Source organism: Candidatus Babeliales bacterium, from assembly GCA_019749895.1.
Classification (GTDB): Bacteria; Babelota; Babeliae; order Babelales; family RVW-14; genus AaIE-18.
This window is the reverse complement of the sequence record JAIEPG010000003.1, coordinates 298,027-324,662: the sequence shown is the minus strand read 5'-3', so window position 1 is coordinate 324,662 and position 26,636 is coordinate 298,027. Positions and strand designations below refer to the sequence as shown.

Sequence of the window (26,636 nt, the reverse complement as noted above, 5' to 3'; positions counted from 1 at the left end):
CTCTCGTGTGCTTATTTTTCTAATGATCGTCGAGATACACCACGCTGACTCGTTCGAACAAAGTTAAGAAATGCTTGTACCTGCGGGTCTGTGCCCCAGGCTTCGTGCGCTAATTTCTTTTCGATATCTTCGAGCAGCAACTTTTCTTGATAAAAAAGACGTGTTACAGCTTTAATGTTATTAATGCTTTCTGCAGAAAAACCGGCACGCCGTAAGGCAACACGGTTTAGACCAGCAAAGGCTGCAGGGCCTCCGCTAAATAAACAAAAAGGCGGTAAATCTTGTCGAATACCGCTAAAGGGTGCCAGCGCACTAAACTTGCCAATGCGGCAAAATTGGTGCGTAGCGGCGTGCGCCATCACCATCACATTCTGTTCAATGTAGGTATGTCCACCAAGGCTTACGCCGTTAATTAAAATGACATTATCTTCAAGTGTTGCATCGTGCGAAATGTGTGCATAGTTCATGATATAACAGTTGTTACCAATGGTTGTTGTACCATGAGGGTACTTTGAGGCATGAATGGTTGCAAATTCGCGAATCTCACAATTCTTTTTGATGTGAACTGAGCCTAAGCTTTGTTTGATGTTAACATCTTCTGCTGGCATACCAATTGAAACGTTTGCGTAGAGACGCGTATTAGCTTCAATAGTAACGTTGCCGGTAACAATGCAAAAGGGCCCAATTTTGACGCCATGGTCAAGCTGAACTGTTTTGTCAACAATTGCTGTTGGATGAATGTACGTTTGATTTGAAATAAATAAAGCTTCCTGCAAAGAGGAAGCTTTATGATCGAGATTTTCCATAGATTTATAAGCGGCAACTTATGGTTGGGGCGGGAGGATTCGAACCTCCGCGTGGCGGAACCAAAATCCGCTGCCGTACCACTTGGCTACGCCCCAATGTTAGAATTTTCCTGATAATCAGATGCCGAAGCAATCTTATTATACTCTTCAATTACTCTTTGTTCAATTAAAGTTCGTGTTTCAGCATTAAGTGGATGAACGATATCTTTAAAAGATCCATCTTTTTTTCTGCGGGAAGGCATGGAAACAAACAGCCCCTTATCGCTTTGTATAATCTTCATATCGCGAACAATAAAGCAACCATCGAAAACCATAGTGGCATATGCCTTAAGCTTGCCTTCGTTTGCTGGATAAACCTTTATTTCTGTAATTTCCATCGACAATCCCTTTGTTAGCAACTAAGCTGCACTTGGGCACATCTTAGCACTTTGAAAAACACCTTTTCACACTACTCTGGGTCATTACGTGCCTAAATTTAAAGGTAGTATGAATCTTTGTCAACAAATTTATGCTACTTTTTCTATATTTTTGTAGCTGCGCGCAGCTTTGCGGATCTGGATGATGGATTTTGCTTGATTTCTTCCTCGGATGCTTGCACGGGTTTTGGTGTTAATGTGGTGAGCTGATGGTTCTTTTCACGGAAAAATGTTTTTACTAAGCGATCTTCTAGAGAATGAAAACTAATGCAAACAAGTGGTGCGCCTGCATTTAAGCAACCTACGGCGGTAGGCAGAAAGAGCTTAATATTTTCTAGTTCTTTGTTAACAAAAATGCGCAATGCTTGAAATGTTTTTGTTGCAGGATGAATAGCGCGAGGGCCGTGAAATGGTATAACTTTTTCAATCAGCTGTGCCAGTTGCCCAGATGTTTTGAAGAGATTAGTTTTGCGTGCTTCAATAATAGCATGAGCAATTTTACGTGATCCACGTTCTTCGCCAAGTTCCCAGAGTATTTTTGAAAGAGCTTGTTCGTTAAAATGATTCACTACATCTGCAGCGGTAAGGCGTTGATGTGCTGCTGACATGCGCATGTCTAGGGGCGTGTCTACGCGAAATGAGAAACCTTCTTTTTCAAAAATTTGGTATTGCGATGTACCAAAGTCTGCCAAGATGCCGTCAACGCGGTCAATTTTTTCTTTTTTCAAAAGTCTGTGCAAGTTAGCAAAGTTACCCCACAAAATTTTGAGACGGTCGCCATACTCTTCTTCAAGGGCAGGAGCGTGCCGTGTGATACTATCTTCGTCCCAATCTATACCAATTACACTGCATTGTGGCTCATGATCTAAAATGGCGCGACTGTGTCCGCCGCCGCCAAACGTTGCATCCACATAAACTTTGCCAGGTTGTGGGTTGAGGTACTGGATAACTTCTTGAACTAAAACACTTTTATGTGTTGTTGGAGTGCTGGTTTTTGTTTCCATGATATTCATATAATTTTGGTGAAAGTGTTAACAAGATTTTATGCAAAATATATGCTTGGTAGACCTACAGGGCTACCAAGCGTGAACAGGACAAGTATACGTTATTTTGGAATTTTTGTCATATCAATACGTCGAATTGGCTTGACCGTGTACTGAATAAAGTCGTTACTAATGCCATAGCGCTTAATATCTAAGACTACCGTTTTTTGCCTAATTTTAACTAAATCGCCCAGATTGAGTTTGTTTTTTGACTCTAAAAGCTCAAACGTTGCTTCCAGGGCTTGTTGATGCTCGTCTTCTTCAAAAACGGCCAAATAGCCACGAACGTAGGTTCGGTCGCGTTCTGATAAAATGGTATCAACGTCTATAAATACCTTTTCATTAGGTTTTACTAGTAATACTTCAGTTTTGTCAAAACGCCATATGCTCATGTCGTCTTTGTCTTCAATGGCGGCAATCCATTTACCTTTGGCTTTTTTTTCATAAATAAAACCGCAAACGTACAGTGACTTCCCTGTGTTGTTTAAAACATAAAAGTCGAGCTCGGGTACATCTTTACGTGCTTCGTTTTTTTTTACAAAATCGTAATCATAAAAAGGCTCTTTAAACCCATATTGCTCAACAGTAATAGTGACTTTTTTGCCGTCAAGCTTGGCGAGCAAATCAAGATCTAAAATATGGCGTTCGTTGGTTAATTCGTACGTAGCTTCTTCTGCTTCCAGTTGCGTGTTAAAAACACCTAGCATGCCAAAAACGTGTTGACGATCGTCTTGGTCGGCAACTGTTTCAATTTTTACGGTAGCAGATTGGTTATCATCAATCTTGTAAACCTCGGTTTTAAACCAGCGCCAGCGAGAAAATACATTTTTTCTCATATAAACAAAGCAGCTGGTATACACGGTTTTGCCCGTTTGGTTTTCAACGTCAAAGTCGAGCGACATTGGGTCGTTTTCTAGCGTTTTTTTCGGCGTTATTTTTTCTTTGGTTTGGTGTGTTGTTGTTAAAAAGTGGTCGAGTGTTGGCATACTTGGTTGTTCTATTGGCACTTCTTTTTCAGGGCTTTTTTTAATGAGCGTTGGCGTTTTGGTAAAGTCGAGCATTGCCATTTCTGTTGTTGGCTCAAGTACTGCAGTTACGCCCTCTGTTGCGGTTGGCGGCGTTGCTGGTGCTGTTTCTACTTTTCTTCGACTAAGTTTATTTTTTTTTGCATATTCAAATTGTTGGCGCTTACGACAGCAGGGTGTGAGTGCCAGGCACGTCAGCACCATAAAAACAGTTAAACGTGAAACATTCATGATAATTTCTCCCTTTTTTGATCAGCTCAACTTTGGTTTAATACATTAGTATTTTTTGTTCAAGCGTTTGAAGCTTTTTTTTGAAAGCAGTATCTTTTGCCAAGGAGTCTTCAACTTTGTTAATGGCATGAATTACCGTTGAGTGATCACGTCCGCCAATAAAGCTGCCAATTGATTGTAGCGAGCAATGGCTTAATTTTTTCATTAAATAAAAAGCAATTTGGCGTGCGTTGGCAATATTTTTTAGTCGTTTTTTTGATTTTATGTCGTTGACTGAAACATCATAATCTTTGGCAATAACCTTCATAATATTATCAAGGACTATGCCTTCTTTTTTCTTTTCATTTAAATTAAGCAAAACTTTGCGTGCCATTTCTAGGCAAATGGGTTTGTTGATAAGCCCTGCAAAAGCGCTAACACGTATTAAAGCTCCTTCAAGTTCGCGAATATTAGATTGTACGCGTGAAGCAATAAAGTCGGCTACATCGTCGGGTAGCTCAATAGCGTGGCAGAAGGCCTTTTTTTTCAAGATAGCAATTTTGGTTTCAAGGTCGGGCGTTTGAATGTCGGCCACCAGGCCCCATTCCATGCGTGATTTAATGCGGCTTTGTAGCCCCTTAATTTCTTTAGGAAAGGTGTCGCTGGACAAAATAATTTGTTTATTTTTTTCGTACAGCGCATTAAAAATATGAAAGAACATTTCTTGTGTTTGTTCTTTGTTTGACAAAAATTGGATGTCGTCGACTAATAAAAGATCGATTTTGAGATACTTTTCGCGAAATTGGTGGGAGCGGTCAAACCTGATTGAGTTGATAAATTCATTAATAAAGTGGTCCGACGTTTCATAGCGCACTAGCGAGGCGGGGTTGCGCCGGCGTACCTCGTTGCCAATTGCGTGCAGCAGGTGCGTTTTACCAAGGCCGGTACCGCCATAAATAAAGCAGGGGTTGTAAACTTTGCCCAGGTTTTCGCAAATAGCAAAGGCTGCGGCGTGTGCCAGTGAGTTGCTGGGCCCAACCACAAACGACTCGAAGGTATAGTTTTCGTTGAGGTTGTCCAGGGCTTGTTTAATTTTTTTGCGTTCTTTAATAATAAGGTCGGTACTGGTTGCAGGGCCTGTTTGTTGTACGGTGATCGCTGAAGTTTGCGTTGCTTGTTGTGTGGGAGCTGGTTGAGTGTAGTGGGCCTTTTGGTTGTGTAGTCCGCTTAAATATGACAAAAAAGTACTATTTTCGCGCTTGTCTACCGCTGCGGGTATGATAGTTTCTTTGCGCTCGTCGGTAGGGGCAGAGTCTTTGCAGGTAAAGAATATCTTTAAATGATGTGCATGCAAAAGCCTGCCCAGGTGCATTTTAAGCAGGGGCTCATAGTGCTCTTGAATCCACGTGCGTACAAATTGGTTGGGAGCCTTCAAAATAACCTGTTGTGTGGTTGGGTTCCAGTCTTGCAGAATAACAGCCTTAAACCAGGTTTCAACAATTTGGCTACCAGCCTCTTCTTTTATGATTTTTAAAAATTCGTCCCAAATGACCTGCACAAAAAGCCTCTTTGTTTTTTTACTTTAAGAATGCTAAAAACTAAAGCATAAGCTCCATGGTGCCTAGCATACCAGAAAAGTTAAATTTTAGGTATTATAACGCCAAAGTACGAGGAAGTTGAGAAGATCATGAAACGATGTAGCTATTTATTTATTTGTCTTGCCCTGTCAGGTTGTGCAAAAAAAAAGAATACCGTAAAAACGGCCCAAATCGATTATAAATTGGCCTTGATTGAGATTTCTGAGGCGGCACCTAACTCACTAAAAAAAGCCCTTACCTTGGTTGAAAAAGCATTAAAAAATGACCAAAATCCTCGTTATATGGCCTTGAAAGCCACTATCTTATTTTCGTTGCAGCACGAGCAAGAAAGTCTTTTGTTGTTTAAGCAGGCTTTGGCTGCCTGCAAAGACCAGGTCTTGCATGCCGAAATTATGAATAATTATGCCTGTGCGTTGGCACAAACCGGTAAAGAGTCGGAGGCGCTGGGCATTTGGCAGCAGCTTGAAAATGACCGGCATTACCTAACCCCTGAAGTGGCACTGGTCAACCAGGCCAGGGTGTTTGGAGCGCGGGGTGACTCTGAACGTGCCAAAAAACTTTTAATGCAGGCAACTGCTTTGGCGCCCAGTTATATTGATGCTCATTATTTTTTGGCCCTGATTGCCAACCAGTTAAACGAGCCTGGTCTGACTAAAAATCAGCTAAAAACCGTTCTTTTTTTAGAGCCGGGGCATGAGGGTGCGCAGTATTTGTCTGGGCAGTTGGGTTTGTTGGTTTAAAAAAAGCCAGTTAAGAGGCATTTTTGAAGCCTAGTAACCTAATTTATTCAAGTTCTTTATATGTTTGCTATGCCTGCCCCCGCTTGATTAATCTAATAATGATAATGCTTATGAGCATGAAGATCTTTTGGGGAAAAGATTGGGAAAGGGCGGGGGATGATCATTCACATCTATTTGGGCGTATTTTTGTTATTTTGGGGCAGTTTTGGGCAGGTGATGGGCTATCAGGCAGACGAGCGATTGGTGATTAACGAACGAGCTACCAGCGACGTTTTTGCTGAAAAGCCTGCTCCGGCTGCTTTTGAAAAAAAACCAGACAAGTCTGACAGCGCGGTTGTGGCCATTGAAGGCTTGCAGGCTTACCAGGCGGAGGTTTTAAAGGCCAGCCTTGAGCAGCCGGTGGTACTTAAGATTTATTCAAATAAGAGCTCAGAGTCTAAAAAGATGATACCTGTTTTTCAAAAAGTGGCCGAAAAGTTTAATTCACGCGTTAAATTTGCTTCTATGGACCTGCTCAGCGAGCAAGATACCAATAAAGAAAACTACCACATAGTCTTTAATTTGATGGCTATGTTGCATATTCGGCAGATGAATATGCCCGTTTTTGTCTTCTTTTTTAAGGGCAACCTTCACTTGCCTGCTCCCATTATTCAAGGTTTCTTGACTGAAGAGAACCTTGAAGATCAAATAAAAACCCGCTTTTTTAGCTAAAAAAAGATCTAAAATGTCCCTTTCTGGGGCGTTTGACAAATGGGCAATAAAATTATATATTTGTAATAATTGGTCTTAGGTATCAATCTTATGCAGCTTAAAAAAGCCTTTTAAAACCAATAAAAAGTGCTGTTTTTTGCGTTTGACAAGTTGGTCTCTATAAATTATGCTAGTTGTAAGGTAAGTGCTTTCTTGGTTGAAAGTCTTATCTAAAATGCGAGGTTATAAGTACCGGATTGTCTGGTACTAAATGGAAGGTTATACACCCTTTGTTTTGTACACGCTTGGTTAACCACGGTGGTTGCTTTCCAGGTATTTGTTATTAATTTTTATCAAACCCACGGAGGTTCAGATGAAGAATGTACGTAGAATCCTTTTAGGTGCTGTTTTGGCATCAACGATTTTTAATTTTGGTATTTATGCAGCTGCAACTTCAGACGTTGAGCAAGCTGAGCAGCTTCAGGCAGCTATGAACGAAAACAATGTTCGTGCTAAAGCTAATGCTATTAAAGCTATTCTTACCCAAATGGCGCAAGATGATTTGATTACTCCAGAATATGCTGCAAGACTTAAAACTTTTGTCACAAGAACGGTTAATGCAAAGAAGGGCGAAGCTCGTTTGTTAGCTAACAAGCATCGTTATCTTAACGACATGATTCGCGATATAGCTGAAATGTTGCCACAAGAACAAGTAGCTCAATCAGGTACTCTTATTCCTTACAATGCTGCTTATGCAGACCACGCTTTGCGTGCATATCGCATAGCTGCTTATCGCGCAGGTTTGGCTTTCCTTATGGGCAAGGCGCCAGCGGTTGAATTGGCTCCATTGTTTGCTCAATTGGATCCAGCGCAACAACAACATGCTACGGTAACTGGTAATGCGCTTATTGATATTGTACTTGATTATCGTAATGTTACTGCTGGCCATGCTGCTTTGGGTGCCAACCCTTACGCATTGACAGATATTATTCAAGACGATCTTAATCTAGCTTTGAATCCTGTTGATGGACAATTGGTTCCGTATTCACTTACTCAAGCTTATCCAGTTGTTCTTCTTGGCACTTCACAAGATGATGTTCTTGACCAACAAAACTTGTTAGAATATCATCCTGAAATTGAAGCACAAAGAAAAGCTTTGGAAAACCTCATGTTTGGTTCATCAGAAAATAACGCACCGGCTCCAAAACAACAACGTAGTATGACTGCTAGACCAATTGTGGAATTTCCAGAAGAAGGCGATGCCTTGAATTATTATTGTCCAATGTCAGAAGAACCATCAACTCCAAGCAGCTCAAGCTCATCAAGCTCAAGCAGCAGCTCAAGCTCAAACAGCAGCCCAATTTCTTGTGGCGGATATAGTTTGCCATTCACAGAAATTCCACGTGGTATTTCTGATCCTCTTCCAGCTGGTCCAAGTGATTCAGAAGAAGATGAAGAGGAAGTTGTTGCTACTATTGAAAGAACTGAAGGTGGTTATAACCTTATTGTAAGGGGTACTCTTATAGCGTCTGCAGTTACATATGACGTGGCGATGGGACTTCTTTCTGCTTACGGGCTTGTAGTTAGTGCTCCAGTTGTAGCTGCTCTTACCGCTGGTCAGGTTCTTGCCTGTACAGGTTTTGTATGGGCTCTTCTTCCAGAATCTGTACAACGACCAGTAATAAATACTGCAAAGAGAGTTCGTGACGCGGGTTGCGTAATTTCGTAATCTTACTCAGAAGTAATTAGTTTATAAAAAGGGGTCTGAAAAGGCCCCTTTTTTCCTAGAAAGATTGTTTAAGAAGTTCAGTGGAGGTTACCATGAACACGTTTAATAAAATTATACTTTCTGCAGTTTTTATAGCTACTGCGATAAGTGTTGATACTCACGCAGCTGCGTCTTCTAGGCAACCAGACACACGCAGCAAGCGAGGCAGGCATAATACTGCTCCACACGTTTCAACAACAAATAAGACTCAAAGAACAAATCGTTCACATGACGCCAAAACGTCTGAAGTGCGAACAACTCAAGCTGCTTCATTGTTTGATCGAAAAAAGATAATGGGTGGTCTTTTTGCTACAGGGCTTGCACTTGATGCTGCTATTGCCGGTGGAGCTTTGAGCGATCACAGTGCTTTTTACTCAGCCTCACAAATTTTAATGGCTTTGCCTTTGGTTTATTATGCGGGCAAAGGCATGGTAAAAATTACGGTAAATGGTGTTACGTATGTTTTTAATAAACTTGTACGTCGTCAACCTTTCAATACTTTTGTTTCGCACGGTACTTCTCTTGAGCAAGAACGTAGTGAATCAGATGAAGAACAAGATTTTGGTTCTGTTGAAGAATTGGCAGAATTACCAGGGTCTTCTTTGTTTGATGGCGCTATTGGGAATGCCGTGTTGCCATTACCGTTGCTACCATCATCATCATCTTCAAATTTACCCGTTGATGATGCACCTAAATTTTCTGATTTCTTTTTGCAACAAACATCACCGTCGGTAACATTGCCAGCATTAACAGAGCAAGAAAAAAGCGCCGAGGACGAGCAACTACCATTATTGTTGCCGGTTCTTCAGGAAGGTTCTGATTTAGTTTCTGAACCTACAGTGCTTCTTGGGCCGCCTGTTGAAGAGCCTCAACTTTTTGATGATCAAATAATTTTATCAGAATCAGATTCTAGTGATTCAGATGATAGTGATCAAAAAATAGATCGTTTGCTAGTTCGGGTACTTGCAGACAGAGAGCGTTGTTCAAACGATACGAACGAATTATTTCCGAATGACTCATTAGAGAGTCTGCGTGATATTCCTTCCGGTACCTATATAATTAAATTTGATAGTATAACGTTATAAAGTTTCATGGAGGTTATCATGAACGCAATTAATAAAATTTTTCTTGGTGTAGCATTAGCTGTAACTCTTGCAGGTGCTGTTAACGCTGCTGCAACAGCCGTGCCAATGCCACAACCAAAGCCAAACCACGGCGCTTTGAACAATGGCAGCGATTGCTTTTTAAATTCAACAGTACAGGCGCTTTTCCATTCAAAGCCGCTGCGCGACTATCTTGAGTGGGCTGATGATCATAATGTTTACCGTCAGCCATCGCCGCCAACGTTGTTGATTAATCATATTGCAGCAATGGCCCAAAGCCCTGAATCAATTAATCCAAAAGTTTTGCGTCAACGTCTTTGTGCTGATGGAAGTTCAATACAAGCTATGTGTACAGGACATCAAGATGCGCAAGAATTTGTATCATATCTTATTGATCAGTTGAGCGAAAATTTTGTTGATTTAGAAAATGCAAAAGAAGATATTACAACACAATTTAGGCAATGGTTGCTTGGGCTTGCTCCAGGGAGTGATAGTACGCAATTTATTGATACCATTATAACGCGTTTTTTTAATAGATTGCCCTTGGGTAATGAATATACGCAAGAATCTATTGTTGCGCGTTTTTGTGGTGTATTGAGTGCTATAAAAACAGAGTTGTTAGAAAATGAATGTGTACAAGCAATTAACAGCGGTGACGCTGTTGCTTTTCAAGACCTATGTTTAAGGCTTGCGGATAGTGCCATGGCGGCTGGTGATAATCGATCTCGTTATGTTTTATGTCGCAACATTCTTGAAAGCAATGTAATGACGCCAGAAAAATTTATTGGGTTGATAAAAACATTGAGAACTTTCAAAAATATTACTAGGCCAACTATCATAGAAAATTTAATTAAAAAAGTGAAAGATGCTGTTTTTTCATTTTTTAAGTTTAACAGAGAAGGCGCTCAAGGGTGGGAAGCAAGAAAAATTATCGTTGGAAAATTGATTTACAATGCACTAGACAGCAACGAAGATGCAATACCAGCATTGTGGGCCTTGATGCCAGACGTTGACGATTATTTTTATTTTATCTACGACAAGCTGAGCGGGATAAGTGCTCAACATGTTGAAACAATTATTAGTTCTTCGCAGATTGAGCAATTAGAAACTTATGTGCGTGCTTGTAATTGGCAGCCACTTGTGCACCATGTAAACAGTCTTGTTGAAAAAAAGAGACGCGTGCAAGATATATTTGCTGTAAAAATGACCGACGGTGCGTCTGAATCGGCTTTGTCGGTTGCTCTTCCAGAAAAAACCACAACCAAGGTTAGATTGCAAGATCTTTTGACGGGTTATTTTAATGAGCGTCCATTGGGTGCCGTGCGCGCTACCCAATTGCCAGAAGTTCTCATGATTCAACTTAAAAGATTTGAGGCGCCTGGTTTACGCAATAATGCACGCGTTACCTTTCCGGTGAATGGGCTTGATTTGAGTGACTATGTTGCTGATCCAAGTCTTGCCCACGGAGCATATTATAACTTGGTCGCGGTGGTAAACCAGACAGGTAGTCTTCAATTTGGGCATTATGTTGCCGCTGCACGTTCGTATGAAAATTATAAGTGGTATTATTATAATGATGAGCAAGTGTGCGATTTAGCCTTGCCACATGTACAACATTTAGCTTCAGCTGATTTGACATTAAAATTTCGTAGTGGTCGATCGCATAATTATACCACGGCGCCGTACCTTCTTTTTTATGTGAAATCTTCACGACCATTCATTGCGCCAGGCATGAAGCTTGATCGGGTAGCCAGCTTTTTGGCTGAGTTTACCAGCTTAAGAACAATTCCTCGGGCGTTGTATAATGTTGGAGCTTTGGACCAAGAGCCTGCTGCAATGCCAACTGTTCAAGCGCCACACAAGCAACAAGAGTTGCGCATTAAGCGTGATAGAAACAATGGCTTGGAGCAAGACGCTGAAAAGAAACAACGAGGTTCTTCAGATTTGGTTCCAGAAGTTTCTCAACGTTATTCAGGTCCGGCTCCAATTGTTGAATGGCCAAGTGATGATGAGCAAGAAGCTCCTGCAAATGACGAAGACACGTCGCATGAATTTACTTCAGAATCGGATAATTTAGATTAATAATGACCGTTATACTATCTTAATAAAAAAGGGCTTCTCGAAAGAGAGGCTCTTTTTTTTGGTGTGCATTAACGTTCTATTGCTCATTGCTCATTCTTTTGAAAGAACAAAAAGTGTGCTACAATAAACTATCAAAAAATTATCAAAAAATAGTTCTTTTTTTGTTGCAAGGAAGAGGTAGATTCATATGAAGATTGTACGAGTAAGCATCATAGCGATGCTGCCTATTTTAATGTTAAGTTGCCACAATAATGCAAAGGATAGAAGTACCATGACATTGCCACACGATCAAGGCCGCGCTAAAAGCGTAGCAAAAAGTGATTATAAGCTTGGTGCATTGTTTCCCAAAAATGAAGCTGAAGTAACAAGCTTTGCTCAAAGGGCTATGGAGCAGGCAAGGCGTGAATTTGAAGCCATTTTGGCAATTCCTGCAGAGCAAAGAACCTTTGACAATACCATGCATGCGCTTGATGCATCGCAAGAAAAGTTTGGTCAATGTGCAGCAGCTATTGAAATTATGAACATGGTGCATCCTGAAAAAGGTATGCGGGATGTTTGCCAGGAAGCTAGTATTAAACTCAGTAAATTTAGTGTTGATTTGTATTTTGACCAGCGCCTTTACCATGCTTTCAAAGAATATCGAGCTACTCGAGAAGCGGTAGAAACATTGAGTCGGCAAGAGACCTATTATCTTGATGAGGCTATGAAAGACTTTCATAGCTCTGGTTTAGATTTACCAGCAGATCAGCTTGAAAAAGTAAAAGATATTAAGAAAAAGATTGCACAAGTTGGTATTGATTTTGATGCTAATATTGCTGCCGACAAAAGCACCATTTTAGTTGAGCGTGATGATTTGCAGGGTCTGCGTGACGGCTTTATTGAAGCGCTTGAAAAAAAGGGCGATCAGTATGTTTTGGGATGCGACTACCCTACGTATACTGAAGTTATGCAAAATTGTGCGGTTGAAAAAACACGCAAAGATTTATACTTTGCCTTTCAAAACAGAGCATATCCAAAAAATAACGAATCTCTTGGTAAGTTGATTGCGTATCGCGATGAGTTGGCAGAGCTACTTGGCTATGAATCATATGCTGCTCTTGATACTCATTCTGGCATGGCGCAAACAGTTGAACGTGTGGAAAAGTTCTTAGTTGATTTAATGGCAAAAAGCGAAAAAAAAGAACAGGCAGAGTTTGACTTGTTAAAGAGTGAGTTGCCTGCAGAAATTACGCTTGATGCTGATGGAAAATTTAGCTCGTGGGACGTTTCATATGTAAAAAATGCTTACAAAAAAAAGCATTATCAACTTGATGAACGTGAATTGGCAGAATATTTCCCGGTAGACAAAGCGCTTGCCGGCATGCTGAGTATTTATGAGCACTTTTTGGGGCTTACCTTTAAAGAGACAGCGCCAGACTGGGCGTGGCATGACGAAGTAAAACTTCTTGAAATTTATGAAAACTCAACAGGAAAACTTATTGGGCATTTGTATCTTGATTTGTATCCACGCGAAGGCAAATATAGCCATGCGTGTTATTGTGGATTTGTTCATGGCGTGCAACGTGGCGACTATGAAATTCCTTCTGTTGGTGTGGTTATTGCCAACTTTCCTAAAGCAACGACTGATGCACCTGCTTTGCTTAAACACAGTGATGTTGAGACCTTTTTCCATGAATTTGGGCATGCAATGCACGGAGTGCTTGGTAGAACTGAATTAGCATCATGTTCTGGTACCAGCACGAAGCGTGATTTTGTTGAACTTCCTTCACAAATGCTTGAAGAGTGGATGTATGAAAAGGACATGCTGAGTGATATTAGCTCGCATTACAAAACAGGCAAGCCTTTGCCAGCTGAGTTGATTGATAAAAAGATCGAACTTAAAAAGTTTGATTCAGGTTTTTTTGTACGCCGTCAGTGTGCATTTGCACTGTTTTCGCTCAATTGCTATAAAGCTGGTCAAAGCAAAGATCTTGATGCATTGAGCAAAGAAATAGCATTAAAATATAACAAGAATGTGCGCTTTGAGCCAGAGGCTCATCATCATGCATCATTTGGTCATTTAAATGGTTATGGTGCAAAATATTATGGCTATATGTGGTCCAAAGTGTTTGCGCTTGATATTTTTTATGAAATTAAAAAAAATGGGCTTTTAAATTCTGAGATGGGCAAAAAGTATGTTGCGTGCATTTTAGCGCCGGGCGGTAGCAAAGACCCCAATGAATTACTTGAAGACTTTTTGGGTAGAGAGCCACAGCAAGATGCATTTTTAGACAATCTTGGTTTGAATTAATTTTAAATTTAAGCAATAAAAAAAGCCGGTCTTGAATGACCGGCTTTTTTTATTGCTTAAATTTATTTACTAAAGCTCTTCAATAATAGTGTCTGACATGCCCAGCGTGTTATTGTCATGCTTGTGCAAAAGACCGGTAGCAATTACCCATGAACCATTCTTGAACCATTTTTCTATTTTTTTAGAAAGGCGTCGAGGTGCTTTTTTTGCCAGCAAACCCAAGTAGATCTTTTCATGTGCGATACTTACAAAAAAACCATAGCTATCTTTTTTTATCATGCTTTCGATGCTGACCTTACCAATGGCATCGCACAGGCAGCCGCCACTTTTGATGGCACTGAAAAGCTTGTCTTGCAACTCTTGGAACGACAGCTCGTTATCTTTTTTTAATGCAACAACCATGCTACCATGCTCGACATTAAGATTTCTTACGTCTGCAACCTGCGGTATTTTTTTCAAAGCATTTACGGTGCTTATTACATATGTCGTTCCCACAAGCCCTTTTATACGCATTTCTGCACTTGTGATCTGCCCAGTAGGTCCGTTCGCATTATTATCGTTTTGAGCGAACAGCCCCAAGCCAAGCGTAAAAAAAACAAAAACATTAATTAATCTCATATCATTATCCAACCGTTTATTTGTACGTTAGGAAATAACTTTTTCTACACCATCATAAGCAAAAGTAGCTTCTTTAATGGTTGTTGCAAGGTCAGTTTCCATTTCTTGCTGTGTCATGGTAACTCCATCTTTGATAAGCAAATCAACCAAGCCTGCTTGCAAGTCAATATTTTTAACTTGTTTAATATACGGCCGCGCCTTGAGCGCCCGTTCCAATGCATTGGAACAAAAGGGACAAATCATTCCCTTTACTTTAATAACTATTTCTTTGATACCGCTGTGCACTGCTTCAGCAGCTCCCTTTACGGCAGCGCTTTGAAAACATAATGGTGCAACAACTAGCAAAGCACATAAAAACATGACAACTCTTTTATTTATGAAATTCATCTTTTTTCCTCAAATTAAAAGTGAAGATCTAACCCAAACGCAACGCGATAATCATGTTTCTCTTGCATGCCATTTACATGCTCAAACATTGGTGCTTGAATGCCCGCTTTGAACAATATATTTTCTTTTGATACAAAAACAATAGGGCCTACAAAGGCAACGTAGCCTCCTGAGTTATTATCTTTGCTTCGATGTATCTTGGCTTTTGCCGTGTGAACTAAATCAAATTCCAGAAAAAAAAGCCAGTCCAGTTTGTAGTACGAAATGGGCTCCGGCCTAAAACCAGCAGATAAGGTTAAGTTCAACTCATTACCTTCTTGCTGGCCATGACCGCGTGTGTTGATGGTGTAGGTTATTGTACCAAAATAACTGGCCTGCAATGTTTCATAACCTGCTGCCGTGGAAACAATAAAGTCCATAGTTCTATTACCCAGTGCTGGGTTCTTATTAAGCCCTACGGTTGGAAAGCGTATGCCGCCAATAAGTACCACCTGTGTTCTTTTTCCGTACTGGTAATCAAAATACAGCCTATATTTTGCACGTGCTTCTAGTTTGCCCAGTCCTGCTGACCTGAATGCCTCACACTTGCCATTCTCTTGTTCTTGTTTATTAATAATAAATGGTATTGTTGCTGAAACTGCTAAATATTCGGTAACGCCGTACATAATGTCAGCGGCAACTTCAGTCTCTCGTTCATCGCCAACTCGTTCGTACTCAAATTCACCTTCAATAGCATAACCACCTTTTCTGATGGTATCTGGGCCAAATCCAAAAAGTGGCTCGTGAGCCGATAATGAGCTAAAATTGGTCGCAGTAACAAGAAAAAAGATGGTGACGCCTGCTAGCAACTTTATCATACAAGCCCTAGAAATTTGAATAATGGAAAGGCGAGATATGCCATAAAGAAGCCAAAGAAAAGCATGCCGGCTGAAAGCCAGAATAATGTCTTATTCCATCCTGTAGCAATATCACAACCGGTTGTATGCTCAAGATGACCAGCTCCCAGCGGAGTAGGGCATAGTGTTTTCTGGTGCGTATAAACGTGATACCCGTTTATAGCAAGAAAGGTAAAGCCGACCAAGAACAGCCAGGCTTTGTATTTGCTTAAAGTGACCAAAAATGGAAAAATAGATATCAACCCAGAAAAGGCTGCACCAAAACCTAAGAATGCAAATAGTACTGGGAATGCGCAGCATACCATTGTTGAGAGGGAAAAAAACAATGATAAAACTTTGGTAGCTCTTTCAAAAAAACGTGTCTTCATAAAAAGTCTCCTTCTTAAAAGTTATCGAAAAACCTAACTATTTTGTGCGTTAAGCATAAATTGCTTTACCAATCCTAAAAAAATTTCTCTAGTTGTTTTGTCGGATGGCTTGGTTTCTGATTCCATTTGGATGATTGATAAGGCTTCTATAGTCTTTGGACTTGCTTGCTCATAATCTTTATCCCACATCATTTGATTAAAATCAGCTTTCAAAGAAGATAAACCTACCCAGGCAAATTCAAGAAGTATTAATGTTTTAAGTTTTTTTAGGATCAGTAATTCCTCTTCTGTTGGCCTTCTGCCATAGTAAGCAGACAGAAATGTTATTGTCAGTTCATCATCAAGTCCATACCATGCACAAACATGAGCAATTTCTTTTCTAGGATCTTCAACTCCTGCTAATTCCCAGTCCAAAAGAGTAATATGATCATTGTTCAATACTATGTTCCTTAAATTAAGGTCATTATGCAACATAGCCTTTTTAAATGGTGCTTGATAAATTTCATTGTTAATTTTTTGCCAGTGTGTATAGGCTTCTTTGAGTATTGAAGGTCCGTAAATTTTGTTTTGATCAGCCATAACTTTTTTGTACCACGCCTGCCCAAAAGTAAATTGGCTAAATTCTTGATAATTTTTTGGGGGGGGAGGTGTATTATGAACTTTCGATAAAATATTACCTAAAATCCTAAGGATTTTTTTATCTTTAGTATCTTTCAATGTTAGTGTCCTGCCCATGACAAAGGCAGTTAAAATAAATGAAAAATTTTGTTCATCAATTAACGGAACCTTAGGGCCAAAACCATTTATATCTGCCCACCTAAATGATTGGCTGATTATTTTGCGCTGCTCCAATGGTTTTTCTCCCATAAATCTAAGAACATAACCACCAGAAGTTAAGTGAACTTTGAAGAGCCCATCTGATGAAAAACCGCCCTTGAGCAGCTCTATCTTTGCATGGCTGATTTTTGGGTCGATGTGTTTTAATAATACAGCTTGTCGAAATGTCTTCCATGGAAATTGTGGATAGATTTGTTCAATTTGACTAAATATGCTTGTTATAACGATCATTATTGCGGCCATAAGAACCATTAATAGATCTTCTCCCAGGGTGACATAAGTCATTGGCACTCTAAATACCATGCCTAGACATGCACATTCTATATTTTTGCTTTGTGCCAATGCGTAAGCTACGCCTGCCGCACTTATAAGCATGACCACAAGAGTTACCCAATGAGCCAGCGCTAATTGCCAGCGCAACAGATATGAAACTCCCAGGGAAAGTTCAATAAATGGATATGCTAATGCATAGGATCTGGAACGTTTTGCTATCAGGTCATACTCTGCGTATGCTTGTGCAAAATTTTTAAGATTAATTATTTTGAACAAACTAAAAGTGACGAAAAATATCCCCATGAAATCAAGCATTAATGTATGAACACTGAATGAGGGAGATAAGGTTTGTTTGAGTAATGTTACCGTAGTAATAATAGAAAAAATTATGATGAGTGGAAGAAAATTTTTGACAGTGTAACTATTTTTCATGTCAATTCATTTCCGATTTAAAAATATAGGAAAGGACAGCTTACCTAAATTTAGCAAAAAAACAAAAAAAGCCGGTCATTCAGAACCGGCTTTTTTTGTTGAGAACTGGTTATTTACCAAGTGTCCAGCGGTCTTTTTTCTTTTCCTTTTTTGCCTTGGTGTCTTTTTTTTCATGCTTTGCGCCGCGATGGTTTTTATGTTTCATTTCTTTTTTGTCTTTGTGGTTTTTGTGCTCGCCGTTTTTATCTTTGTGCTTTTTTCCACAACCTGAAACAAGACCAAGGCCCAAAATGGCCAACAAGGCCATTAAACGTACTGCATATTTCATGCTTCTCTCCTTATGGGTTAAACAAAAAAAACTATACGTTGGTAATCATTTTTTGAATACCTTTTCCTTCATCAATATTCTTTTTTCTTATTATAATTGTTTCAAAAAATTGTTTTAAATCAAGCATTTTCAAAAGAACTTTTTCTTTGTTGATTGCACCAACAACATATATTGGTGGCAAAATAAGCTGTGGAGTTGCGGTTGCCAAGTTGTCGCCTTCCAGGATTGCTACATTTTTTGGCTTGGTTAACAGCACAATACTAATGGGTGCGATGCGGTTGTCTTTGGGTAGCGCAACTTTTTTTGTTTGCCAAAACAATTGTTTTTTCTCGTCTTCTTTTTTTTCAAGTAGATACAACTCTGTTGGATTATCTTTCGGTATAAATTCGTAGTGTGAAAATGTTTTGTCTTTTACATTGACCAGTTTTATATCTGGTGTTACTGCCACATAAACCTTTTGACTTGCATGGCGCAGTGGAAAAGTGATGAGGCCGTCAGTATCTGAGATGTCCATGTAGCCGCCATAAATTGCCATAAAGCCACTCAACGTTTGGGTTAAATAAGTTCTTGCGCCATTTTTTACTAACTTTTTACTTACCTGACCGGGGGTCTTTTGGTCAAGATTATTGATTTTTTTAATTCCGTGATCGTGCGGGTAGCCTTCTTGAACGCTCTTAATGACCTCGTCTGGCGCATGCTTGAGCTGCATGACAATGCGGTTATCTGCTGTTAAATAGCATGTTTTTAGGCCAAATAATAGAGTAAAGATGATTTTTACACATTTTTGTGATAGGTTCATCATACACTTCCTTTTTGGTATCAACGGTTTATTAATAGTTTGATGATACCAAAAAAGGGTTCATTAACTTCTAAATTTGAAAAATTTGATTAAAAACATCGTTTTTATTGGAGAAATGTCTATGAGTAAAGCACCACGTTCGGCAGAAACTATTTGGCCCGATTTTGCAAAAACAGAAAAACTTTCCGACCATCAGCTCTCTCAGTTTCAGCGGTACGAAGCATTGTTGAGTGAGCGCAACAAAGAGACCAACTTAACGGCAATTAAAGATTTATTGGGCATTGTGCGTCAGCACTTTCAAGATTCATTGATTCTGAGAAAGTTTGTAGATCTTGATGCCATTTCAAGTATTGCTGACGTTGGCACGGGTGCTGGCTTTCCTGCTATTCCACTAAAAATTCTTTTCCCACATTTAAAGGTTGTCTTGATTGAAGTTAACAAAAAAAAACAAGCATACCTGGCAGATTTGATCAGTATTCTTGAACTTGAAAATGTTGAAATTTGCGATCTTGATTGGCGCACCTTTTTGCGTAAAACAAGTGGCAAGATTGATCTTTTTGTTACGCGTGCAGCAATTGAAGAGAGCGAATTGTGCCGCATGTTTAAACCTTCGTGTGAGCACAAAAATGCAACGTTGGTTTATTGGGCCGCTGAATTGTGGGAATGTAATAAATTTGTTGCCCATTTGGTCAAGCGAACTGAAAACTACAAAATGGGTCAGAGAAATAGGAAGTTGATTTTTTTTGGGCTGTAAGTAAGTAAAGGGGTTTGCGATGAAAAACACGATGGTACTCGCGGCGCTTGTGATCAGTGTTGTTAGTGTGTCGACAGTTTTTGGCGGTCCGAGTTCAAGAATGCACGTGCCATTGCCTGAGTTACCATCAAGTGCTTTGTCCGGTTCTTTGGGCGATAATTCGCAAACTTCAGATGATACTCAGGATACTGTTTGTGTGAAATTTTTTGCACAAAAATATAATGATTTAGTAGCTCTAGTGAGCAAAAATATGACAAGAGTTACAACGGTTAGTAGGTGGCATGCAGTTTGCTTACAAGGTATTTTAGGGATCAAAAGGCTCTATGCCGAAAAGCTTAATCAATTAAATTATCAAGCCCCGCCTGCTTTTTGGTATGAGATACGACTTTTAGAAGATCAATTGATAAGTGCGACAAAAGTTCGCTATAGTCTTGCGTTGCCAAAGAATTTTAGTGGCTCCGAGCAAGAACACATTAGCCTTTGGTTTTCAGCATTTAAACAGTCGTGCCGTGTTTTGGTTGATTTGATTAGACAGCTCGACGCTAGTTACCGCTCTGCTAGTGCATCAACTGGGTTGAGCCTTGAGGCTTTGTAAGCGGGATAGTAGCCAAAAAAAAGCCCAATTGAAGCTGATGTTACCAGTGAGATAGCGAGTGATATTTTTGATATAAACACTGGCCAACCAAGCCCCACACCAATCAAAACAGAACAGCCAACGCCAATGAGCAGGCCAAGTAGGCCGCCAAGCAGGCAGATGGTGATTGCTTCAAAAATGAACTGATTGAGTATACTTTTAGTAGTGGCGCCAAGAGCCATGCGAATACCAATTTCGCGCGTGCGCTCAGTTACTGAAACGAGCATGATATTCATAATGCCAATGCCGCCAACAATCAGCGAAATGAGTGCAACAAAAAAGAGAAGTAGATTCATAATTTTTGTTGCCGCATCAGACGCTTGCGCAACATCTTCTTGTGTAAACATGGTAAAATCATCGTCATCGCATTCGGGTATTTTGTGTGTTAGGCGCAAAATTGAGCGTATTTCGTTGGATGTTTGCTGCATGCGGTCTTTGTCTTTGGCCGACATAATTAACGCAAAATAAAGTTCTTTGCCACCCATAATTCGTTTGCGCATGGTGGTAACAGGAATCAGTACGGTATCGTCTTGATCGGTTCCGTCTGGTCGTTTTCCTAGCTCACTTAACGTTCCAATAACTAAAAAAGGAATGCGTTTAATGCGTAATGTTTTGCCAACCGGATTTTCGTTGCCAAAAACTTCACGTTTAACCGTCATGCCCACAACGGCAACTTTGTTGCCAGAAATCATATCTTGGTGGGTAAAAAAATCACCGTCAGTTAGCTTCCAATTTCTAATTTCGCTGTAATTTTGGGCAACTCCGCCTAGCGTTGTTTCCCACGATTTATTGCCTGACATAATCTTTGATGGTTGCTGAATGCCAGGCGAGATTAATGCAATGTTGTCGCACTCATTTTTTATGGTGTGCAGATCTTTGGGCGTGAGCAATGGCTTGAGAGGAGCGCTGCGGCTGGTAAGTTTTTTTTGTGAGGACGAGAGCACAATAATAAAGTTAGTACCCAGCTTTTGAATTTCTTGGTTAATGCGATGCTTGGCCCCTTCGCCAATTGACATAACGCACACAATGGCTACCACGCCAATAATAATGCCCAGGGTGGTGAGTAGTGAACGTATTTTGTGGCTGGCAAGTGATTTAAGAGCTGAGCGAAAGATGATGGCCAGATTCATTAATCATTCCTTTTGTCAGAAACAATGTTGCCATCAATGAGTTCAACAATGCGCTTGGTATAATTTGCTACACGTGGTTCGTGAGTAACCAGAATTATGGTAACGTTTTTTTCAGTATTGAGTTTTTTGAACATGTTGATAATGGTCTCGCCAGTTGCCGAGTCCAGGTTTCCGGTTGGCTCATCGGCCAAGATAATGCGGGGGTTGTTGATCAGTGAACGGGCAATGGCAACACGTTGTTGCTGGCCGCCAGAAAGTTGGTATGGGTAGTGGTCCAGCCGATTGCCAAGCTCAACTGATTCCAAAAGTTTTGCCGCTTCTTGTGCAGCTTTTTCTTCCGTTTCTCCTGCGTAAAGGCGCGGTAGGGCAACGTTTTCTTGTGCTGTTAAATCACTTAATAAATGAAATTTTTGAAAGACAAAACCAATTTTTTCATTTCTAATTTTAGCAAGTTCGTCACGTGTGGCGTGAGCAACGTTTTTGCCTTCAATAAAGTATTGCCCTTCGGTTGGTATATCTAGGCAGCCGAGCAAATGCATAAGCGTTGATTTGCCTGAACCAGAGGTTCCCATAATTGCTAAAAACTCTCCTTGATCAATAGTTAAATTAATGCCCTTTAATGCGACTAAATCGTTGTCGCCCATGCGGTATATTTTGACGAGGTTTTTTGCTTCTAATAGTTTCATTTTGTACCTATCATTCCTGGTCGGGCTCCGTAAACTGCTCGTAAAAGCATATTTTCACGCTGTTGCTCGGTAAATTCTACAATGACATTGCTGCTTTCGGTTAGGCCCTTAATAACTTGAGTGAAGCGTGTGTCGACTACGCCCAGCGTTACTTCAACTTGTTTAATTGTTTTGTCTTCAAGTATCCACAACGTATCGTGTTGTTGCTGTTTAATTGAGCCTGGTTTTAGTTCTAGTTTTTCAAATGTGTACCCAGATTTTTTGGCAAATTCTTCAAGTTTAAAGCCGCTGATGCGTAATGCTTTGTTGGAGATTGAGAGAGCGTTTTTATCTTCACCAACTTTAATTTCAACATTGGTGGTCATGCCGGGACGTAGCTCTATTGTTGGGTTGCTAACTTGGAGTACTGTGGCAAAAGTTATAACGTTTTCAACCGTTTTGGACTGAAATTGTACTTGCTTTACTAATGAAACGAAGGGTCTTTTGGTAAAGGTATCAACGGTAAATACCGCCTCTTGTTTTTCTTTGATCAGCCCAATGTCTGCTTCGTCAACGTCAACATATGCTTCCATGTCGGTTAAGTCTTTGGCAATGATAAATAAAACGGTTGCATCAAACTGAGAAGTTATTTGTTGGCCAACATCAACTTTTTTGGCAATGATGGTTCCATTGTCGGGTGATTTTATGAAAAGATTTCCGTATAATTTTTGTTCACGTTCAAGCGATGCTTTAAGCTGCTTAACGCGCGCTTGTGAAACCAAAAAGTCGCGCTCTTCTTGTTCAAACTTGTTCTTTGCCAATTGACTGCTTTGATACAGTTCTTTTTGTCGCTTAAAAAAATTTTCTTGGTAGGCAAGATTTGCTTGAGCTTCTTTAAGCTGGGCTGTGAGTTTTTTTACATCAGTGTCACCAATGCCATTGTCAAGAATAGCAATGACCTGATCTTTTTTTACATGGTCATTGTTGTCAACCAAAATTTTTATTATTTTGCCGGCAACCAAGCTACCAACGGTAAACTGGTCTTTTGCTTTGAGCATGCCTGATGCAGTTACAAATTGTGCTAGATGGCGTCTTTGTGGTTTTTCGCTTGCAAGAACAAGATCTTCTTTTTTCTTGCTTAAAAAAATGCGTGCGATTGTGCCGGTAGCAAAAACAATGAGCACGGTAATAATGATAATTTTTTTGTTCATAATGAATCTTTTATTGTTTGATAAGTGCTTCTACCGGATTGAGCCGTGATGCCTTTTGTGCCGGGTAGAAGCCAAAAATTAAACCTATTAAAAAAATGGTGCCAAATGCTACGATAATCGGTTCTACCCTGATTACTGCTGGCAGATTGACGAAGTATTGTGCTGCAAATGGTGCAACAATACCCAGGGCAATGCCAATGACGCCACCAATAAAACAGAGGACAACTGCTTCAATTAAAAATTGTTGTAAGATAAGAGAATCCGATGCTCCAAGGGCCATGCGAATACCAATTTCTTGCGTACGCTCGCTCACTGAAACAAGCATAATATTCATAACGCCAATACCGCCGACCAGTAACGAAATTGAAGCAACGATCAAGAGAAAAATATTAAAAATATTTGATGATGCTTTAGCTGCTTTGAGCATAGAATCTTGGTCGATTAATGAAAAGTCATTGGGTTCGTCAATTTCTAAATTGTGCCGAGCGCGCATGACTTTTTTAATTTGCCGGACTATTGTTGGCATCTCTTCCAGGCTTTTGCCAGCAATTACAATGCCGTGGATGGTGCTGCTGTTGTTGTTGCGCAGGTATTTTTTGGCCGCGGTAAAAGGAACAATAACGTCTAGGTTGGGGTCGCGGTGTCCTGGTGCATTGTCTATTTTTTTGATAACGCCAATAACCGTAAACAAGATCTGTTTTATTTTTATGGTGCGTCCAACTGGGTTGAGTGATTTAAAAAGATCTTTTGCGGTGCGGTCGCCAACGAGTGCAACGCGCGCACCTTTTTGAATATGGTGCTGCGTGAGAGGAGTGCCGTTGACCAGTGAACGACCCATAACGTCTAACAGCTCGTCGTTGCCCCCTTTAATATCGCACATAACGGCAGAGCCGTGGTATTCAACAATGCCGCGATCAAAAATAACCGGCGATATTTTTTTTATACCCGGGCATTGCGAGTGCAGGCTGGTAACGTCGGCTAGCGTAAGTTTTTTTGATTCTTTTTGTTTGGTTGATTTGGTTACACCTTCTAAAGCAAAGTTGCCGCGCCACAGTTCAATGTAGTTGTTGCCAATTGCTAAAATTGATTTGCGCATTTTTTCTTCAGCGCCATAGCCAATTGCAAGCGTGGTAATAATGGCGGCAATACCAACAATAATGCCTAAGATAGTCAAGAAAGAGCGCCCTTTGTGGTGGTTTAAAGCGCGCAGGGAGCTTTTTATTAAAATACGTGAGTTCATTATTTATAAGCTACCTTTATACCAACTTTTATACAGTTTTTCCATGTCATCTTTTTCGGCAATGTCGGTGATTACCTGGTCGTTTTCATGTAAACCTTCTTTAACTTCAAAATAGTTGTCATCAGTAATGCCTAACAAAATGCCTTTTTCGGTAAATGTTTTGTTGGCTACGGTCCATATAAATTTGACGCGTTTGTTGGCATGTGTTTTCTTGAATTCTTTACGTTCTTTTTTTTCTAGTGGCTTGAATTCATATTTTAATTTCTTTGCGATAGATTTGAGCACTTTAGGATTTGTCTGAAAGCAAATTCCTTTAAGACAGAGCGCGTTCTTTGTTTTTGATGCTTTAATTTTTGCATTGAGCGTCATGCCTGGCCTGAAGAGCCGGTCGTGGTTGTTGATGTCGATGGTTGCTTTGTAAAAGAGGTTGCCGCTTGAACCGCCATCTTTGTTTGATTTTGGTGAAAATCCGACTGTTTTTATAGCTGTTTTAATTTCAAGATCTGGGTAGGTGGTAACGGCCATGGTAACCATTTGCCCAGGTTTTATTGAACCAATATCACTTTCGTCGATATCCAGCTTTGCTTCCATTTCGGTAATGTCGGGCGCTATTTCAAACAAGGGCGCTGATGAGAAAGAGGTTCCTGTCACACCGCTTCCTTTATAAACATTTACCGCGGTTACAAAGCCATCACCAGCTGCCAAAATTTTACGGTTTTTTAGTGAGAGTCGTTCTTTTTCTAGCTTTGTTTTGGCTGATTTGAGATCAGCTTTTTTTGTTTGATAATCACGTTCAAGCATTTCAAACGTGTCTTTTGCTAGTTGGCCAGCTTGAAAGAGTTCTTTTTTTCGTAAGTAGTTTTTTTCTTGATACTCAAGTTCGGCTTCTGTTCGCACAACGTGCAGGTAAGCATCTTGAAAATCAGTGTCGCCGGTCCCAGGGTCAATTTCTGCCAGCAGCTCTCCCTTTTTAACTTGCTGATCTTCTTTGACATACAGCTCTTTAATGGTACCGGAGACAATGCTTCCTATTTTTACCATATCTTTTATTTCTAAAATGCCCGAAGCAGCAATAATTTGGCTAATGTTTCGGTGTTGAGGTTTTTCTGTTTTGTACAGTTGAGGGGCCGGTTTTTTTACGTAGCGCTGATAAACAAACCAACTGCTACCAGCGATAATGGCCAGTATTGAAATGTAGGTAAGTAATTTTTGATACTTCATTAGTTTTCCCCTGACTTGAGGTGGTATATTTTGGCAAGATTAGTTTAGTATATTGAGTTGGCTTAGGGAAGGAGAAAGTAAATTGATTAAAAGATTGCTTACGTACTCAAGTTTTTAAAAAAAATTACTCTTTGTTGAGTCGTTCAAGAAGTTCTTTGGAAAATTGGAATTCAATTATTGATGTGTTGAATTGGTAAGAACCTACTTCTTTGAAATAGGGCAGCTCATGTTTGGGAAAGTATGGTAAGTTTTCTTCGATAAGACGTTTGCTAATTGGCCCATGAGCTTGCGCCAGGCAGTCGCATGTTGTAACGGTCCACGTTTCGGGGTTAAAGGGCAATTCTGTCGATATATGAGGTGCTTGTAAATCGCGCAGTGTTTTGCCGAAATAATTTTTCAGTTCTGCTGCAGGGCTTTTTTCTAGAATGGGGTTTATAATTTTTGTATAGTCACTGGTATGTCGCCACAAGGTATAAAAATGTGCCGGTGTGTTGCCAGCGCATTCTTGAATGCTGAGATCGGCCTCAGCATCAATGAGCGTCACAATAGCTTGAGCGTTTTTGTGCTTTGGCAGAAAGTAGAAAGCGTAATGCAGGGCTGTCCAGCCATATTTATTGGTTGTTGTGTTAATATCAAAGCTTTTACTTTGTAGGAATTCTTTTAAGCGTGCCACGTTGCCGTGAGCTGCAGCTGCAAAGAGCTTATTGCGTTCTTGGTGTGCATGAGTTATCTCTTCAGGTTCGCAATCCTCTTGATCAGTAGCTACTTCTTGAGTTTTGAATGTATCGGCAGCGCCACAAAGAACAGCATAAGAAAAAAAAGCGCTCCAAAAAAATAGGAGCGCTATTTTTGTTATTTGCACAGGCATTTTTTTTTACATGCACAGACTTTTATATTGCAGGAGCATTTGCAGCTTTTGTTGCATTTGCAAGAACTTGGGCAGGCTTTTTTGCAGGAACAGTTACACGCACTTTTTTTGACAGCGGCACAAACATAACTCATGGCATTTTCCCTTTATAAAAAAACCCTGGAACTAAAACTAGTCCCAGGGTAAAAATTTTTATTTTTGAAT

Annotated in this window: 26 protein-coding genes and 1 tRNA gene; 8 read left to right on the top strand and 19 right to left on the bottom strand. The window is 40.1% G+C overall.

What is annotated here, in order from left to right:
* Positions 1–11 precede the first annotated feature (11 nt).
* From K2W90_04135 to dnaA, 6 genes are all read right to left on the bottom strand, one after another.
* On the bottom strand, positions 12–806 hold the full coding sequence (locus K2W90_04135; GenBank protein MBY0353529.1) for a hypothetical protein: 795 nt from the start codon (positions 804–806) through the stop codon (positions 12–14).
* A gap of 21 nt (positions 807–827) precedes the next feature.
* Positions 828–902, bottom strand: a tRNA-Gln gene (locus K2W90_04130).
* Entirely contained in the window at positions 893–1,183 is a 291-nt protein-coding gene (gene spoVG, locus K2W90_04125) for a septation regulator SpoVG (protein MBY0353528.1), read from the bottom strand. The genes K2W90_04130 and spoVG overlap by 10 nt, the downstream gene beginning before the upstream one ends.
* A 143-nt stretch (positions 1,184–1,326) precedes the next feature.
* Positions 1,327–2,226, bottom strand: coding sequence for a 16S rRNA (cytosine(1402)-N(4))-methyltransferase RsmH (rsmH, locus tag K2W90_04120; GenBank protein ID MBY0353527.1), 900 nt, complete (start codon positions 2,224–2,226; stop codon positions 1,327–1,329).
* A gap of 101 nt (positions 2,227–2,327) precedes the next feature.
* Entirely contained in the window at positions 2,328–3,521 is a 1,194-nt protein-coding gene (locus K2W90_04115) for a hypothetical protein (GenBank protein ID MBY0353526.1), read from the bottom strand.
* Positions 3,522–3,558: 37 nt separating this feature from the next.
* Positions 3,559–5,058 (bottom strand): chromosomal replication initiator protein DnaA, encoded by a 1,500-nt coding sequence (gene dnaA / locus K2W90_04110; protein ID MBY0353525.1) that lies wholly within the window; start codon positions 5,056–5,058, stop codon positions 3,559–3,561.
* Between the two features lie 129 nt (positions 5,059–5,187).
* Between dnaA and K2W90_04105 the strand changes: the two genes are divergently transcribed.
* From K2W90_04105 to K2W90_04080, 6 genes are all read left to right on the top strand, one after another.
* Positions 5,188–5,838: a hypothetical protein gene (locus K2W90_04105; GenBank protein ID MBY0353524.1), complete on the top strand. Its 651-nt coding sequence runs from the start codon at positions 5,188–5,190 to the stop codon at positions 5,836–5,838.
* 156 nt (positions 5,839–5,994) lie between these two features.
* Entirely contained in the window at positions 5,995–6,549 is a 555-nt protein-coding gene (locus K2W90_04100; GenBank protein MBY0353523.1) for a hypothetical protein, read from the top strand.
* A gap of 352 nt (positions 6,550–6,901) precedes the next feature.
* Positions 6,902–8,257 carry a hypothetical protein gene (locus tag K2W90_04095; GenBank protein MBY0353522.1) on the top strand — a complete coding sequence of 452 codons (1,356 nt, stop codon included), beginning with the start codon at positions 6,902–6,904 and terminating at the stop codon, positions 8,255–8,257.
* Between the two features lie 92 nt (positions 8,258–8,349).
* Entirely contained in the window at positions 8,350–9,381 is a 1,032-nt protein-coding gene (locus K2W90_04090; protein MBY0353521.1) for a hypothetical protein, read from the top strand.
* A gap of 18 nt (positions 9,382–9,399) precedes the next feature.
* Positions 9,400–11,481 (top strand): hypothetical protein, encoded by a 2,082-nt coding sequence (locus K2W90_04085; protein MBY0353520.1) that lies wholly within the window; start codon positions 9,400–9,402, stop codon positions 11,479–11,481.
* A gap of 187 nt (positions 11,482–11,668) precedes the next feature.
* Complete coding sequence (locus K2W90_04080) at positions 11,669–13,771, top strand: Zn-dependent oligopeptidase (GenBank protein MBY0353519.1); 2,103 nt, start codon at positions 11,669–11,671, stop codon at positions 13,769–13,771.
* A gap of 69 nt (positions 13,772–13,840) precedes the next feature.
* Here the strand turns inward: K2W90_04080 and K2W90_04075 are convergent, their stop codons facing one another.
* The 7 genes from K2W90_04075 to K2W90_04045 form a co-directional block, all read right to left on the bottom strand.
* A complete protein-coding gene (locus tag K2W90_04075; GenBank protein MBY0353518.1) occupies positions 13,841–14,389 on the bottom strand; it encodes a hypothetical protein in 549 nt (182 codons plus the stop codon).
* A 27-nt stretch (positions 14,390–14,416) separates the two neighbouring features.
* Positions 14,417–14,776 carry a hypothetical protein gene (locus tag K2W90_04070; GenBank protein ID MBY0353517.1) on the bottom strand — a complete coding sequence of 120 codons (360 nt, stop codon included), beginning with the start codon at positions 14,774–14,776 and terminating at the stop codon, positions 14,417–14,419.
* Positions 14,777–14,790: 14 nt separating this feature from the next.
* Positions 14,791–15,633: a hypothetical protein gene (locus K2W90_04065; GenBank protein MBY0353516.1), complete on the bottom strand. Its 843-nt coding sequence runs from the start codon at positions 15,631–15,633 to the stop codon at positions 14,791–14,793.
* A complete protein-coding gene (locus tag K2W90_04060; protein ID MBY0353515.1) occupies positions 15,630–16,040 on the bottom strand; it encodes a hypothetical protein in 411 nt (136 codons plus the stop codon). The genes K2W90_04065 and K2W90_04060 overlap by 4 nt, the downstream gene beginning before the upstream one ends.
* 33 nt (positions 16,041–16,073) lie before the next feature.
* Positions 16,074–17,582: a phosphotransferase gene (locus K2W90_04055; GenBank protein ID MBY0353514.1), complete on the bottom strand. Its 1,509-nt coding sequence runs from the start codon at positions 17,580–17,582 to the stop codon at positions 16,074–16,076.
* A 109-nt stretch (positions 17,583–17,691) separates the two neighbouring features.
* A complete protein-coding gene (locus K2W90_04050; protein ID MBY0353513.1) occupies positions 17,692–17,910 on the bottom strand; it encodes a hypothetical protein in 219 nt (72 codons plus the stop codon).
* A 31-nt stretch (positions 17,911–17,941) separates the two neighbouring features.
* Complete coding sequence (locus K2W90_04045; GenBank protein MBY0353512.1) at positions 17,942–18,712, bottom strand: hypothetical protein; 771 nt, start codon at positions 18,710–18,712, stop codon at positions 17,942–17,944.
* A gap of 118 nt (positions 18,713–18,830) precedes the next feature.
* Here K2W90_04045 and rsmG point away from each other — a divergent pair, with 118 nt between their 5' ends.
* Both rsmG and K2W90_04035 read left to right on the top strand, forming a co-directional pair.
* Positions 18,831–19,463 carry a 16S rRNA (guanine(527)-N(7))-methyltransferase RsmG gene (rsmG, locus tag K2W90_04040; GenBank protein ID MBY0353511.1) on the top strand — a complete coding sequence of 211 codons (633 nt, stop codon included), beginning with the start codon at positions 18,831–18,833 and terminating at the stop codon, positions 19,461–19,463.
* A 19-nt stretch (positions 19,464–19,482) separates the two neighbouring features.
* On the top strand, positions 19,483–20,058 hold the full coding sequence (locus K2W90_04035; protein MBY0353510.1) for a hypothetical protein: 576 nt from the start codon (positions 19,483–19,485) through the stop codon (positions 20,056–20,058).
* Here the strand turns inward: K2W90_04035 and K2W90_04030 are convergent.
* From K2W90_04030 to K2W90_04005, 6 genes are all read right to left on the bottom strand, one after another.
* Positions 20,010–21,227: an ABC transporter permease gene (locus K2W90_04030; protein ID MBY0353509.1), complete on the bottom strand. Its 1,218-nt coding sequence runs from the start codon at positions 21,225–21,227 to the stop codon at positions 20,010–20,012. The two genes, K2W90_04035 and K2W90_04030, sit on opposite strands and share 49 nt — an antisense overlap.
* On the bottom strand, positions 21,227–21,913 hold the full coding sequence (locus K2W90_04025) for an ABC transporter ATP-binding protein (protein ID MBY0353508.1): 687 nt from the start codon (positions 21,911–21,913) through the stop codon (positions 21,227–21,229). The genes K2W90_04030 and K2W90_04025 overlap by 1 nt, the downstream gene beginning before the upstream one ends.
* A complete protein-coding gene (locus tag K2W90_04020) occupies positions 21,910–23,103 on the bottom strand; it encodes an efflux RND transporter periplasmic adaptor subunit (protein ID MBY0353507.1) in 1,194 nt (397 codons plus the stop codon). The genes K2W90_04025 and K2W90_04020 overlap by 4 nt, the downstream gene beginning before the upstream one ends.
* 10 nt (positions 23,104–23,113) lie before the next feature.
* Positions 23,114–24,343: an ABC transporter permease gene (locus tag K2W90_04015; GenBank protein MBY0353506.1), complete on the bottom strand. Its 1,230-nt coding sequence runs from the start codon at positions 24,341–24,343 to the stop codon at positions 23,114–23,116.
* Between the two features lie 3 nt (positions 24,344–24,346).
* Positions 24,347–25,564, bottom strand: a complete 1,218-nt coding sequence (locus tag K2W90_04010) for an efflux RND transporter periplasmic adaptor subunit (GenBank protein ID MBY0353505.1) — start codon at positions 25,562–25,564, stop codon at positions 24,347–24,349.
* Between the two features lie 124 nt (positions 25,565–25,688).
* Positions 25,689–26,432: an ankyrin repeat domain-containing protein gene (locus tag K2W90_04005; protein MBY0353504.1), complete on the bottom strand. Its 744-nt coding sequence runs from the start codon at positions 26,430–26,432 to the stop codon at positions 25,689–25,691.
* Between the last annotated feature and the right edge of the window lie 204 nt (positions 26,433–26,636).

Bases quoted from the DNA above. Each gene is read 5' to 3' on its own strand.
- K2W90_04135 (MBY0353529.1), bottom strand. From the start codon at position 806: ATGGAAAATCTCGATCATAAAGCTTCCTCTTTGCAGGAAGCTTTATTT.
- spoVG (MBY0353528.1), bottom strand. From the start codon at position 1,183: ATGGAAATTACAGAAATAAAGGTTTATCCAGCAAACGAAGGCAAGCTT.
- rsmH (MBY0353527.1), bottom strand. From the start codon at position 2,226: ATGGAAACAAAAACCAGCACTCCAACAACACATAAAAGTGTTTTAGTT.
- K2W90_04115 (MBY0353526.1), bottom strand. From the start codon at position 3,521: ATGAATGTTTCACGTTTAACTGTTTTTATGGTGCTGACGTGCCTGGCA.
- K2W90_04105 (MBY0353524.1), top strand. From the start codon at position 5,188: ATGAAACGATGTAGCTATTTATTTATTTGTCTTGCCCTGTCAGGTTGT.
- K2W90_04100 (MBY0353523.1), top strand. From the start codon at position 5,995: ATGATCATTCACATCTATTTGGGCGTATTTTTGTTATTTTGGGGCAGT.
- K2W90_04095 (MBY0353522.1), top strand. From the start codon at position 6,902: ATGAAGAATGTACGTAGAATCCTTTTAGGTGCTGTTTTGGCATCAACG.
- K2W90_04090 (MBY0353521.1), top strand. From the start codon at position 8,350: ATGAACACGTTTAATAAAATTATACTTTCTGCAGTTTTTATAGCTACT.
- K2W90_04085 (MBY0353520.1), top strand. From the start codon at position 9,400: ATGAACGCAATTAATAAAATTTTTCTTGGTGTAGCATTAGCTGTAACT.
- K2W90_04080 (MBY0353519.1), top strand. From the start codon at position 11,669: ATGAAGATTGTACGAGTAAGCATCATAGCGATGCTGCCTATTTTAATG.
- K2W90_04075 (MBY0353518.1), bottom strand. From the start codon at position 14,389: ATGAGATTAATTAATGTTTTTGTTTTTTTTACGCTTGGCTTGGGGCTG.
- K2W90_04070 (MBY0353517.1), bottom strand. From the start codon at position 14,776: ATGAATTTCATAAATAAAAGAGTTGTCATGTTTTTATGTGCTTTGCTA.
- K2W90_04065 (MBY0353516.1), bottom strand. From the start codon at position 15,633: ATGATAAAGTTGCTAGCAGGCGTCACCATCTTTTTTCTTGTTACTGCG.
- K2W90_04060 (MBY0353515.1), bottom strand. From the start codon at position 16,040: ATGAAGACACGTTTTTTTGAAAGAGCTACCAAAGTTTTATCATTGTTT.
- K2W90_04055 (MBY0353514.1), bottom strand. From the start codon at position 17,582: ATGAAAAATAGTTACACTGTCAAAAATTTTCTTCCACTCATCATAATT.
- K2W90_04050 (MBY0353513.1), bottom strand. From the start codon at position 17,910: ATGAAATATGCAGTACGTTTAATGGCCTTGTTGGCCATTTTGGGCCTT.
- K2W90_04045 (MBY0353512.1), bottom strand. From the start codon at position 18,712: ATGATGAACCTATCACAAAAATGTGTAAAAATCATCTTTACTCTATTA.
- rsmG (MBY0353511.1), top strand. From the start codon at position 18,831: ATGAGTAAAGCACCACGTTCGGCAGAAACTATTTGGCCCGATTTTGCA.
- K2W90_04035 (MBY0353510.1), top strand. From the start codon at position 19,483: ATGAAAAACACGATGGTACTCGCGGCGCTTGTGATCAGTGTTGTTAGT.
- K2W90_04030 (MBY0353509.1), bottom strand. From the start codon at position 21,227: ATGAATCTGGCCATCATCTTTCGCTCAGCTCTTAAATCACTTGCCAGC.
- K2W90_04025 (MBY0353508.1), bottom strand. From the start codon at position 21,913: ATGAAACTATTAGAAGCAAAAAACCTCGTCAAAATATACCGCATGGGC.
- K2W90_04020 (MBY0353507.1), bottom strand. From the start codon at position 23,103: ATGAACAAAAAAATTATCATTATTACCGTGCTCATTGTTTTTGCTACC.
- K2W90_04015 (MBY0353506.1), bottom strand. From the start codon at position 24,343: ATGAACTCACGTATTTTAATAAAAAGCTCCCTGCGCGCTTTAAACCAC.
- K2W90_04010 (MBY0353505.1), bottom strand. From the start codon at position 25,564: ATGAAGTATCAAAAATTACTTACCTACATTTCAATACTGGCCATTATC.
- K2W90_04005 (MBY0353504.1), bottom strand. From the start codon at position 26,432: ATGCCTGTGCAAATAACAAAAATAGCGCTCCTATTTTTTTGGAGCGCT.